General features: G+C 59.0%; 10 protein-coding genes. 9 read left to right on the forward strand and 1 reads right to left on the reverse strand.

The genetic code is table 11. From position 1 onward, the window contains the following. Nucleotides 1-26: 26 nt before the first annotated feature. The 4 genes from leuS to P8S53_RS03430 are packed head-to-tail and all read left to right on the forward strand — an operon-like array spanning nt 27 to nt 4,704. Nucleotides 27-2,606: a leucine--tRNA ligase gene (gene leuS, locus P8S53_RS03415; protein ID WP_277805766.1), complete on the forward strand. Its 2,580-nt coding sequence runs from the start codon at nt 27-29 to the stop codon at nt 2,604-2,606. Then, the gene (lptE, locus tag P8S53_RS03420) at nt 2,593-3,078 is read left to right on the forward strand and encodes an LPS assembly lipoprotein LptE (protein ID WP_277805767.1); all 486 of its coding nucleotides are present in this window, start codon (nt 2,593-2,595) and stop codon (nt 3,076-3,078) included. Before leuS ends, lptE begins: the two co-directional genes overlap by 14 nt. Then, nucleotides 3,075-4,097: a DNA polymerase III subunit delta gene (gene holA, locus P8S53_RS03425; RefSeq protein WP_277805768.1), complete on the forward strand. Its 1,023-nt coding sequence runs from the start codon at nt 3,075-3,077 to the stop codon at nt 4,095-4,097. Before lptE ends, holA begins: the two co-directional genes overlap by 4 nt. Nucleotides 4,098-4,110: 13 nt before the next feature. Further along, complete coding sequence (locus tag P8S53_RS03430; RefSeq protein ID WP_277805769.1) at nt 4,111-4,704, forward strand: glutathione S-transferase family protein; 594 nt, start codon at nt 4,111-4,113, stop codon at nt 4,702-4,704. A 327-nt stretch (nt 4,705-5,031) separates the two neighbouring features. Here the strand turns inward: P8S53_RS03430 and P8S53_RS03435 are convergent, their stop codons facing one another. Then, complete coding sequence (locus P8S53_RS03435) at nt 5,032-5,865, reverse strand: prephenate dehydratase (protein ID WP_277805770.1); 834 nt, start codon at nt 5,863-5,865, stop codon at nt 5,032-5,034. 121 nt (nt 5,866-5,986) lie between these two features. Here P8S53_RS03435 and P8S53_RS03440 point away from each other — a divergent pair, with 121 nt between their 5' ends. The 5 genes from P8S53_RS03440 (at nt 5,987) to P8S53_RS03460 (ending at nt 12,561) form a co-directional block, all read left to right on the forward strand. After that, a complete protein-coding gene (locus P8S53_RS03440) occupies nt 5,987-6,493 on the forward strand; it encodes a cytochrome c family protein (protein WP_277805771.1) in 507 nt (168 codons plus the stop codon). A 273-nt stretch (nt 6,494-6,766) separates the two neighbouring features. After that, nucleotides 6,767-8,659 carry an extracellular solute-binding protein gene (locus P8S53_RS03445; protein WP_373418515.1) on the forward strand — a complete coding sequence of 631 codons (1,893 nt, stop codon included), beginning with the start codon at nt 6,767-6,769 and terminating at the stop codon, nt 8,657-8,659. Between the two features lie 3 nt (nt 8,660-8,662). Beyond that, nucleotides 8,663-9,751 (forward strand): microcin C ABC transporter permease YejB, encoded by a 1,089-nt coding sequence (locus tag P8S53_RS03450; protein ID WP_277805773.1) that lies wholly within the window; start codon nt 8,663-8,665, stop codon nt 9,749-9,751. A gap of 99 nt (nt 9,752-9,850) precedes the next feature. Next, nucleotides 9,851-10,960 (forward strand): ABC transporter permease, encoded by a 1,110-nt coding sequence (locus P8S53_RS03455; RefSeq protein ID WP_306417871.1) that lies wholly within the window; start codon nt 9,851-9,853, stop codon nt 10,958-10,960. Continuing rightward, on the forward strand, nt 10,957-12,561 hold the full coding sequence (locus P8S53_RS03460; RefSeq protein WP_277805775.1) for an ABC transporter ATP-binding protein: 1,605 nt from the start codon (nt 10,957-10,959) through the stop codon (nt 12,559-12,561). Before P8S53_RS03455 ends, P8S53_RS03460 begins: the two co-directional genes overlap by 4 nt. Nucleotides 12,562-12,574 lie beyond the last annotated feature (13 nt).

The following is a 12,574-nucleotide window of genomic DNA, read 5'->3' on the forward strand; positions in this document are numbered from 1 at the left end:
CCCGAATGCCACAGGAAAGAACGAATATGTCCAGCCAGCCAGACGCGCGGTATCAGCCCCAGACACTTGAACCCAAATGGCGGACTGCGTGGCATGACGCCCAGGTGTTCAAGGCCCGCCGCGACCCCGCGCGCCCGAAATATTATGTGCTGGAAATGTTTCCCTACCCGTCAGGGCGCATCCATATGGGCCATGTGCGGAATTACACCATGGGCGATGTGGTGGCGCGCTATAAATCCGCGCAGGGGTTCTCGGTGCTGCACCCGATGGGCTGGGACGCGTTCGGTATGCCTGCGGAAAACGCCGCGATGGAACAGGGCGGCCACCCCAATGACTGGACCGAAGCCAATATCGAAGTGATGAAGGGGCAGATGAAACCCCTTGGCCTGTCGATTGACTGGTCGCGCGAAATTGCCACTTGTCGGCCCGACTATTACGGCCAGCAACAGGCCATGTTTATCGACATGCTGCATGACGGGCTGGTATATCGCAAGAATGCCGTGGTGAACTGGGACCCGGTAGATCAGACCGTTCTGGCCAATGAACAGGTGATCGACGGCAAGGGCTGGCGATCAGGCGCCGAGGTGGAACGTCGCGAATTGACGCAGTGGTTCTTCAAGATTTCCGATTATTCCGAAGAATTGCTGGCGGCGCTGGACGGGTTGGAAAACTGGCCTGAAAAAGTGCGCCTGATGCAGCGCAACTGGATTGGCCAGTCGCGCGGGCTGCAATTCGCGTTCTCGACCGTGGATGCGCCCGAAGGCTTTGACCGGATCGACGTGTATACCACCCGCCCCGACACGCTGATGGGCGCGTCTTTTGTGGGCGTGTCGCCCGACCACCCGCTGGCGCGCCATCTGGAACGCCATGATCCTGAAGTGGCCGCTTTTGTGGCCGAATGCCGCAAGCTGGGCACCACCGAGGAAGCGCTGGAAAAGGCCGACAAGCGCGGGTTTGACACCGGAATTCGCGTGCGCCACCCGTTCGACACTGACTGGGAACTGCCCGTCTATATCGCCAATTTCATTCTGATGGATTACGGCACCGGCGCAATTTTCGGCTGCCCCGCCCATGACCAGCGCGATCTGGACTTCGCCAACAAATACGGGCTGCCGCATCCGGATGTCTTCTTGTCACTGGAAGATGATACGCAGGTTGACGCTGTGGCGTTTGTCCCCCCCAAGACCGACAAGGTGCGCTATGTGCGCGGGTTTGCAGGTGATGAAGTGCAGACAGGCGAACAGGCCGTCGAGGCCGCGATCACGTTCTGCGAATCGCAAGGCGTGGGGCATGGTGTCACGAAATACCGCCTGCGCGACTGGGGCCTGTCGCGTCAGCGGTATTGGGGGTGCCCCATTCCGGTGGTGCATTGCGATGCCTGCGGTGTCGTGCCCGAGCGGAAGGAAAATCTGCCCATCGCGCTGCCCTATGATGAAGATGGCACGCCTATTGACTTTTCCATCCCCGGCAACCCGCTGGACCGTCACCCGACATGGCGCGATTGTGCCTGCCCGAATTGCGGCAAACCCGCCAAGCGTGAAACCGACACGATGGATACGTTTGTCGACTCAAGCTGGTATTACGCGCGCTTCACCAGCCCGCAGGCCGACACGCCCACCAATGCCGAAGATGCCGCCTATTGGATGAATGTGGACCAGTATATTGGCGGCATTGAACACGCGATTTTGCACCTGCTGTATTCGCGCTTCTTTGCCCGCGCGATGGTGAAAACCGGCCATTTGCCTGAAAGCGCGTCAGAGCCGTTCAACGCGCTGTTCACGCAAGGGATGGTGACGCATGAGATTTACACCACGCAGGACGCCAAGGGCCGCGCGCTCTATCACCTGCCCGAGGATGTCGAGGATGGAAAGCTGAAGGCGACAGGCGAGGCTGTGCGCATCATCCCCTCTGCCAAAATGTCGAAATCCAAGAAAAACGTGGTGGACCCTGTCAACATCATCAGCGCATTCGGGGCCGACACAGCGCGCTGGTTCGTCATGTCCGACAGCCCGCCCGAACGCGATGTGGAATGGACAAGCGCCGGCGCGGAAGCGGCATTCAAGCACCTGAACCGCGTCTGGATGCTGTGCGACCGGATTGCCGCGATGTCCGGCGGCACGCCATCGGCTGCCGATACGGACCTGATGCGCGCCATGCACCGCGCAATCGCCGATGTCACCAAATCCATCGAGAATTTCACCTTCAACAAGGCGATTGCCGAACTCTATGCCTTCACCAACACGCTGTCGAAATCGCAGGCCAGCGGGGCGGCACAGCAGGCCGCCATGCGCACGCTGGCGCAACTGATGGCCCCGATGGTCCCGCATCTGGCCGAAGATATCTGGGCACGCATGGGCGGCGCAGGGCTGGTGGCGCAAGCGCCATGGCCGCAGGTGGACCCCGCCATGCTGGTGCGTGACACCGTTGTTCTGCCCATCCAGATCAACGGCAAGCGCCGCAGCGAGATCGAGGTTTCCGCCGATGCCAGCAAGGAAGAGGTTGAAAAACTTGCGCTGGCAGATGATGCTGTGATCAAGGCTTTGGCAGGCACTGCGCCCAAGAAGCTGATTGTGGTGCCGGGGCGGATTGTGAATGTCGTTGTTTAAACGCAGACAGGTTCTAGGGATGCTTGCGGTTTTGCCATTGGCCGCATGCGGGTTTACACCCGCCTATGCGCCCGGCGGGGCGGGAATGGCCCTGCGCGGACAGGTGCGCGCGGCAGACCCGGGCGATTCTCTGGGTTTCGGTTTTGTCGGCGCGCTTGAAGAACGCCTTGGCCGTCCTGAAAACCCGCGTTTTGATCTAAGCTATGACATTGCTACATCGCAACGCGGGTCGGCGCGTGTGGCGGGTGTCGGGGAAACCCGAATTTCCGTGATTGGGACAGTTACCTATGAACTGAAAGACCGCGCCAGCGGTGCGACAGTCAGTTCGGGCAGCGTTCGCAACTTCACCAATTATTCGACAACATCGACGCAACTGGCCAGCTTGCGTGCGCGCGAGGATGCAGAGCGCCGCCTGATGCGCATTCTGGCAGATCAGGTGGCAACGCGGTTGATTGCTGCGCAGGCCGGATGAAGCTTAATCCCCGTGATCTGGCCAGACTGATTGCCAAGCCCGACCCGGCCCTGGCGGGGGTGCTGATATTCGGGCACGATGCGATGCGCGTGGCGATGAAGCGTCAGGAACTTGTTGCCGCGATTGTTGGCCCACAAGGCGAATCAGAAATGCGGTTGGAACGGTTGCAGGGCGCAGAGTTGCGCCGCGATGGCGCGCAGCTGCTGGACGCTGTCAAGGCGCAGGGCTTTTTCCCCGGTGCACGGGTTGTGTTTGTCGAGGATGCAACCGACATGGCAACGGATGCCATTGCATCCGCGCTGACGGACTGGCGCGCGGGTGATGCGCAGGTCATTGTCACGGCGGGGGGGCTGAAAGCCTCGTCCAAGTTACGCAAACTGTTCGAAGGCGCGCGGGCGGCAGGGGCTGCGGCCATCTATGACGACCCCCCCTCGCGCGAGGAGATTGAAGCGGCGCTGAAAACCGCGGGGCTGCAACAGGTTGATGCCGATGCCATGCGTGATCTGACGGTGCTGGCGCGCGTGCTGGACCCCGGTGATTTTCGGCAAACCATCGAGAAGATCGCCCTGTATAAATTTGGCGACACCACCGCCCTGACACCCGCAGATATTGCCGAAGTGGCCCCCACCAGCACCGAAGCGGCGGTGGACGACGTTTTGAACGCCGTGGCCGAAGGGCAGGCGGCGCAGGTCGGGCCATTATTGGTGCGGCTGCAAGCGCAAGGGGTGGCCCCTGTGACGTTGGCAATCATGACGTTGCGCCATTTTCGCACATTGCATGCGCTGTGCAGCGACCCCGGCGGCCCATCGGCGGGAATTCAGCGGATGCGCCCGCCTGTTTTCGGGCCGCGCCGCGACAAGATTCTGGGGCAGGCGACGAAATGGGGGCTGGCACGTCTGGAACGCGCGCTTGGCGATATTATTGACGCCGATCTGACCTTGCGTTCGTCGTCAAACGCGCCCAGCATGGCGGTTATGGAACGCACGCTGATCCGGCTGGCAATGCTGGTGCGGCGCTGAACAGGGGTTTGCCATGTATACCGTTATTGGAAAAGCCAACAGCCGCGCCACCCGTGTCCTGTGGATGCTGGAAGAGTTGGGCCAAAGCTATGAGCATGTGCCCGCCGCCCCGCAATCCGAAGGGGTCGTCAGCTTCAACCCCGCAGGCAAGGTTCCGGTGCTGATTGAAGATGGCACGCCTATCACTGATTCGACGGCGATCATTCAGTATCTGGCCGACAAACACGGTGCGCTGACCTATCCTGCGGGAACGCTGGACCGCGCGCGGCAGGACAGTCTGACCCAGTTTTTGCTGGATGAATTCGACGCCGCGCTGTGGATGGCGGCGCGGCACAGTTTCGTTTTGCCCGCCGAGATGCGCCAGTCCGCGATCAAGGATTCATTGATCTGGGAATTTACCAACAGCCAGAAAACACTGGTGCAGCGCATGGGGGATGGCCCCTACCTGATGGGCCAGAATATGACAGTGCCCGATATTATCCTGACGCATTGCGGTATCTGGTCGCGGGTTGCCAAATTCCCCGTGAAAGAGGCGCGTTTGTCAGACTATCTGGAACGGATGACCACCCGCCCCGCATTGGCAAAAGTCCTGTCGATGATGGGGTAGGCCGAGCTGGCGCATGGGCTGCGGAAGATCGAACGAAGCGCTGGTTGAAACTGGCCTTTTGCAGACATTCGCGCGGGGACTACGCCCGCGCCAGCGGTGGGCCGGGGTCTGCCGATCCGACGCCAGTGAAGTTCACTTTATGCAGGCGGCATACGCCCAAGATCAAAGGCTTGGCCTGTCATCAGCCAAATCGGCAGGCCGCGGGACGGCCCACCGATGGCGCGGCGGGCTTCGCCCTTGATTCCGCGCCTTGGGTGCTTTCCTGATGTCTGCTTCAGGCCATGAAAAGCACCTTGTTGCGCCCGATACGCTTACTTCGACAGGGCATCAGTAACGCGCAGGGTCCGCCGGATAGGTGCCCAGGATATTCAGATAGGACGTGAAATAGCGCAATTCATCCAGCGCAAGTTTCACATTGTCATCTTCGGGGTGCCCCTCGATCTCGGCGAAAAACTGTGTCGCGGTGAATGATCCGTTCACCATGTAGCTTTCCAGTTTGACCATGTTGACCCCATTCGTCGCAAACCCGCCCATCGCCTTATACAGCGCGGCAGGAATGTTGCGCACCCGGAACAGGAATGCGGTCATCATGCCGTGGTCCCCGCGGCGGGTGAAATCGGCATCGCGCGCCATGATCAAAAAGCGCGTGGTGTTGTTGGGGTGGTCCTCGATATGGCGGGCCAGCACATCCAGACCATAGATTTGCGCGGCCATTTCGCTGGCAAGGGCCGCATGGGTCGGGTCATTGCGTTCGGCAATTTCGCGGGCGGCGCGGGCATTGTCGCTGCTGACGGTGCCCTGAATGCCATGCTCGCGCAGGAACAGCCCGCATTGCGGCAGAATTACCACATGCCCATGTGCTTCGCGCACCTGTTCCAGTGCCGCCCCGCGCACGCCCAAAAGATTGACATGAACGCGCACGAATGCCTCGTCCACGATATGCAGGCCACTTTCGGGCAGCAGGGAATGCACATCGGCGACGCGTCCGTAAATGGAATTTTCGACCGCGACCATGCCCAGATCTGCGCGCCCTTCGCGGATTGCGGCCATCGTGTCATGAAATGTCGTGCACGGAAGCGGGTCATAGTCCGGCCGCGCATCTGCGCAAGCCTGATGTCCATAAGCCCCGAGTTCCCCCTGAAATGCGATCTTTCCTGCCATGTTTGCGCCCATAGTCCTAAGATTCCGCCCAAAAGGGCATTTAGTCGCGGTAACTACCGCTTGAAACACCCAAGGGGAAGCGGATAGATAGGTCCAAACTTGCTCAGAACAGGATTGCGATATGTTCGACACAATGGTCATCACCAAAGCCGTTGCCGCATTTTGCGGCGCTTTACTTGTTTTCCTTCTGGGTAACTGGGCCGCAATGGAACTTTATGTGCCGCGCAATGCAAACGCCCCGCAAGCCTATATCATCGACACTGGCGCGGATGACGAACCCGCCGAGGATGTTGTCGAGCTGACGTTCGAGGAAGCTTTCGAGATGGCCGACGCCGCCGCAGGGTCGCGCCTGTGGTCGCAATGCCGCGCTTGCCACTCGTTGGAGGAGGGGCGCAACGGCGTTGGCCCCTATCTGTATGGCATTGTGAACCGCGAAATTGGCGATGTGGCAGGGTTCAACTATTCCGGCGCGCTGCCGCAGGCAGGCGATGTATGGACACCAGAAATCTTGTCGGCGTTCATCGAGAGCCCAAGCGGTGTTGCCCCCGGCACGTCCATGAACTTTCGCGGGATTTCCAGTGTCGAGGATCGCGCGAACCTGATCGCCTATATTGAAAGCGAAAGCTGATCGCTTTTGGTCAAGCCAGTGATTTCCAGCAGACCGCCTTGAATAAGGGCGGTCTGTTTGCTTTTCTTGAACTGAAATCAAATTACCTTGTGATAAGGCTGAAAGTTGCGTGCGCTTATCGACAGGGCCGCAGAAAAGCTGAATAATGCCAACAAGGCGCGGCCAAAACAACAACAGGCCAGCACAGCACGGAGGGTTTCAATGCATCAGGGACGCGATACAACATCGGCAGTGGTGATGGCCGGATTTTTTTCCATTCGTCATGTTGCGCAGATGTCGGCAGCGGGGGTGTTGCTGGCGGCGATTTGGGCAAGTCCCGTGCGCCCGGACGCCGACGCGGCAGAACCGCAGATGATCGTTGCACATGGGTATTCATTCTATGGCGACCTTAGCTACCCGCCGGATTTTGAACATTTCAATTATGTGAACCCGGATGCACCCAAGGGGGGTGAAATCTCGATCTCGTTTCAGGGGACATTCGATTCGATGAACCCCTACACACGCGCTGGGCGTGCAGGCGTTCTGTCATCATCAATGTATGAAAGCCTGCTGGAAACGGCCGAACCGATGGGCGGCGGCGGTGTTCCCGCCGATGTGTATGGCGAAAGCTACGGTTTGCTGGCGCATACGGTCGAATACCCCGAAACCAAGGATTGGGTTATCTTTCACATGCGCCCCGAAGCGCGGTTTTCCGACGGCACGCCAGTGACCGCGCATGATGTGGTGTTTTCGCATGATCTGATATTGGAACAGGGGCTTCCTTCTTATTCTCAGGGTGTAAGAGCGCGCGTCATTGGTGCAGAGGCGCTGGATGACCATACCGTCAAATTCACCTTTGCCGAGGGCATCTCGCGACGGTCTTTGATTGATCAGGTGGGGGCCACATCGGTTTTTTCGCAAAAATGGTATGAAGAAACCGGCGCGCGGCTGGATGAATCGCGCATGATCACATCACCGGGGTCCGGTCCCTATGTGCTGGACAGCTACGAGGTGAATCGCCGCATCACTTATCGGCGCAACCCCGATTACTGGGGGCGCGATCTGCCGCAAAATCGCGGGCGGCATAATTTTGACGTGATCCGCGTTGAATATTTTGCCGATGGTGCCGCCGCGTTTGAAGGGTTCAAGACCGCCGAATACACATTCCGGTCTGAAAACAATTCACGCCAATGGGCCACGGGGTATGATTTCCCGGCGGTCACACGCGGGCATGTGGTTCGTGATGAATTGCCGGTTGGCACGCCGCCGACTGCGTTGGGTTTTGTGTTCAATCTGGGCCGAGAGTTCTTGCAGGACAAGCGCGTGCGCGAAGCAATTGCGCTGGCCTATAATTTCGAATGGACGAACCAGACACTGCAATTCGGGCTGTTTGAACAACGCGCTTCCTTCACCCAAGGCACGCCCTTGCAAGCTGATGGCCCCCCCGAAGGGCTGGAATTGGAACTGCTGCAATCGCTTGGCGATCTGGTGCCTGAAGAATTGCTGACACAACCCGCGCGCATGCCGCATACATCCAGTATCGACCGGCTGGTGGACCGCACCAATATCCGCACGGCAACCCGCCTGCTGAATGACGCCGGCTGGAGCATTGACGCCAGTGGTGTGCTGCGCAATGAAGCTGGCAACCGCATGAGCATTGAAATCCCCGTTTCCAGCGCGGGGTCGGCCACCATGGATGCGCTTATCGAAACCTTTACCCAGAACCTGCAACAACTGGGCATAGACGCGCGTTTCCAGCGTATCGATGCCGCACAACATACCGACCGGCGGCGCAACCGCGACTATGACATTATTTTCGAACAATACGGCGCGTTCATGGATACAGGCACAGGGCTGTACCAGCGCTACGGGTCGGAAGCTGCCGAATTCAGCCTGTTCAACCCCGCAGGTCTGGCCAGCCCGCTTGTGGATGCCGTGATTGATGCATCGCTGATGGCACCATCACCCGAAGAACGTGATGCCGCGCTGATGGCGCTGGACCGTGTGTTGCGGCATGAATTATTCATGATCCCCGCATATTATAACAACACGGCATGGGTGGCCCACTGGGATATTTTCGCCCGCCCGCATGAGGAGACACCGCCATTTTCCACCGGAGAGCTTGATTTCTGGTGGTTCAACGCCGACCGTGCCGCCGAACTGCGCGCGGCTGGCGCGTTGAGGTAACCCATGGGCGCCTATATTGCGCGACGGCTGGCCCTGATCATCCCGACGCTGTTCGGGGTGATGGTCATCAATTTCTTTCTGGTGCAATTTGTGCCCGGCGGCCCGATTGAACAGGTGATTGCCCAGATGGAAGGGCAAGGCAATGTGTTCGGCGCATTCGACGGGGGCGCATCGGATGTGAATGTCGGCGCCATGGAGAATGAACGCTATACCGGCGCGCGTGGCCTGCCCCCTGAATTCATTGCCCAGCTTGAACGCGAATTCGGTTTCGACAAACCGCCGCTGGAACGCTTCATCCATATGATGTGGAACTACATGCGGTTCGATTTCGGACAAAGCTATTTCCGCTCCATCTCGGTCGTGGATCTGGTGATCGAAAAACTGCCTGTGTCCATCAGCCTTGGGCTGTGGTCCACGTTGATTGCCTATCTGGTGTCTATCCCGTTGGGCATCAGCAAGGCCGTGCGCGACGGGTCGCGGTATGACAGCTTCACGTCGGGGCTGATCATTGTGGCCTATGCGATACCCGGTTTCCTGTTCGCCATTCTGCTGCTGGTGCTGTTTGCGGGCGGGTCATACTGGCAGATATTTCCCGCGCGTGGCCTGACCTCGCCACAGGAAGTGTGGGACCAGTTAAGCCCGCTGGGCAAGGTGCTGGATTATTTCTGGCACATCACGCTGCCGGTGCTGGCCTCGACCATATCGGCCTTTGCCACGCTGACGCTGCTGACCAAGAACAGCTTTCTGGAAGAAATCCGCAAACAATATGTCGTAACTGCCCGCGCCAAGGGCCTGATGGAACGTCGCGTGCTGTATGGGCATGTGTTCCGCAATGCGATGTTGATCGTCATTGCGGGGTTTCCGGCGGTGTTTGTGGGCGTGTTCTTTGGCGGGTCGCTGATTATTGAAACCATCTTCTCGCTGGATGGTCTGGGGCGGCTGGGCTTTGAGGCTGTGGTCGCGCGGGATTATCCGGTGATGTTCGGCACGCTGTTCGTATTCAGCCTGATCGGGCTGGTTGTTGGGCTGATTTCAGACCTGATGTATGTCTGGATCGATCCGCGCATCGATTTCGAATCGCGGGAGACATAGGCCATGGATCAACGCACGGACAGTCTGATCCATACCCCACCGGCGCCACAATATGACACGGTGGGCGAAGGGTTGCCCAAGCGCAAGCGCCGTTTCGGCATTACGCTGTCACCCCTGAACCAACGCCGCTGGAGCAATTTCAAGGCCAACCGCCGCGCGTTCTGGTCGCTGATTATCTTGCTTGTGCTTTATGGCCTGTCGCTGTTTGCCGAATTTATTGCCAATGACCGGCCCATCATCATCAACTATCGGGGCGGCTATTACTTTCCCATCCATAATTTCTATCCTGAAACCGCCTTTGGCGGGGATTTCAGGACAGAGGCCGTCTACCGCGACCGCGAGGTGCAATGCCTGATCCGGACCGGCGGGGCGGAACTGTGCCTTGACGACCCGCGCGAAGCGTTGGAGCAGGCAGAAACCACCGGCATTGTCGATGGTCAGGAAATTGTAGCGGGCTGGATGGTGTGGCCGCTGATTCCCTATTCCTACAACACGGTCAATGACATCGGGCGCGCGGCCCCGTCCCCGCCCGAAAGCCGCCACTGGCTGGGCACCGATGGCACTGCGCGTGATGTGCTGGCGCGCATCATCTACGGGTTCCGCCTGTCCATTACCTTTGCGCTGGTGGTCACCGTGATGACATCGGTTATTGGTATTGCGGCGGGGGCGGTGCAGGGGTTTTTCGGGGGCCTTCTGGATTTGCTGTTCCAGCGCGTGATCGAGTTGTGGACATCGGTGCCGTCGCTTTACATCATCATTATCGTGTCTTCGATGTTCATGATGAATTTCTGGTTATTGGTGTTTTTGATGACGCTGTTTGGCTGGACCGGCCTTGTGGGCGTGGTGCGCGCGGAATTCCTGCGCGCGCGCAATTTTGAATATGTCCGCGCTGCGCGTGCGTTGGGTGTGTCGAACACAACAATCATGTTCCGCCATGTTTTGCCCAATGCGATGGTAGCCACACTGACATTCCTGCCTTTCATTGTGACTGGTGTTATCGGGTCGCTGGCCGCGCTGGATTTTCTGGGTTTTGGCCTGCCATCCTCTGCGCCCAGCCTTGGGGAAATGACGCTTCAGGCCAAGAATAACCTGCAAGCGCCATGGCTTGGGTTCAGTGCTTTTTTCACCTTTGCGATCATGCTGTCGCTGCTGGTGTTCATATTTGAAGGCGTGCGCGATGCCTTTGACCCGCGAAAGACCTTTTCATGACGCGCAGTCTGGCTGTTGAAAACCTGTCCGTCACCTTTATGCAGGCTGGCCACCCTGTTCATGCCGTGCGTGGGGTGTCGTTCCATGTCGACAAGGGCGAAACCGTTGCGATTGTGGGCGAATCCGGTTCAGGAAAATCTGTCACCGCCTTGTCGACCGTGGGGCTGTTGCCGGATTCCGCAGATGTGACGGGATCTGTCACCTTCAAGGGGCGTGAACTGGTGGGCGCAGATGACAAAGTGCTGCGGCAGGTGCGCGGCAATGATATCAGCTTCATCTTTCAGGAACCGATGACATCGCTGAACCCGCTGCACACCATTGAAAAGCAGATCATGGAAAGCCTGTCGCTGCATCAGGGCCTGTCAGGGGCGGTGGCGCGCGCGCGTGTGCTGGAACTGCTGGACAAGGTTGGCATACGCGACGCCGAAAGCCGCATGTCGGCCTATCCGCACCAGCTATCTGGCGGGCAGCGCCAGCGGGTGATGATCGCGATGGCGCTGGCCAACGGGCCGGAATTGCTGGTGGCGGATGAACCGACCACCGCGCTGGATGTCACGATTCAGGCCCAGATCCTTGAGCTTTTGGTCGATCTGAAGCGCGCTGAAGGGATGAGCCTGCTGTTCATCACCCATGATCTGAACATTGTGCGGCGCTTTGCCGATCGTGTTTGCGTCATGCAGGGGGGCGAAATTGTCGAGCAAGGCCCCACCGCGCAGATTTTTGCGGACCCCCAGCACCCCTATACCCGCAAACTTCTGGCGGCGGAATCAACCGGCACGCCTGACGCTGTGCCGGAAAACGCGCCGGAAATTCTGCGGACCGATGGGTTGCGCATCTGGTTTCCCATCCAGCGCGGGTTTTTGCGGCGCACTGTGGGACATGTAAAGGCGGTCAATGACGCCAGCCTGACGTTGCGCGCCGGCGAAACCTTGGGCGTTGTGGGCGAATCGGGGTCTGGCAAGACAACGCTGGCGCTGGCCATCCTGCGGCTGATTTCCAGCAAAGGACCGATTGTCTTTAACGGGTCCGACATTCAGGGCCGCAAGTTCAAGGATTTGCGCGCGCTGCGGCGGGATTTGCAGATCGTGTTTCAGGACCCGTTCGGCAGCCTGTCGCCGCGCATGACAATCGAGCAGATCATTTCCGAGGGGTTGGGCGTGCATGGCGTGCCTTTGGGGCGGTCATCGCGTGAACTGGTTGCGGAAATCATGGAAGAAGTGGGCCTGAACCCTGCCACGATGGAACGCTACCCGCATGAGTTTTCGGGCGGCCAGCGCCAGCGCATCGCAATCGCCCGCGCCATGATCCTGCGCCCGAAACTGGTGGTGCTGGACGAACCGACATCCGCGCTGGATATGACCGTGCAGGTCCAGATCGTCGAATTGCTGCGGGAATTGCAACGCAAGCACGGCTTGGCCTATCTGTTCATCAGCCATGATCTGCGCGTGGTGCGTGCGTTGTCGCATAAGGTGATGGTGATGAAACAAGGCGACGTTGTGGAAGCGGGGCTTGCCGATCAGGTGTTCGACGCCCCAAATCACGAATATACCCGCCAGTTGCTTGCTGCCGCATTTGACATTACGGCGATTGGTGCTGCCTGATACCGACACTGGG

It is taken from the genome of Roseinatronobacter sp. S2 (assembly GCF_029581395.1).
Classification (GTDB): Bacteria; Pseudomonadota; Alphaproteobacteria; order Rhodobacterales; family Rhodobacteraceae; genus Roseinatronobacter.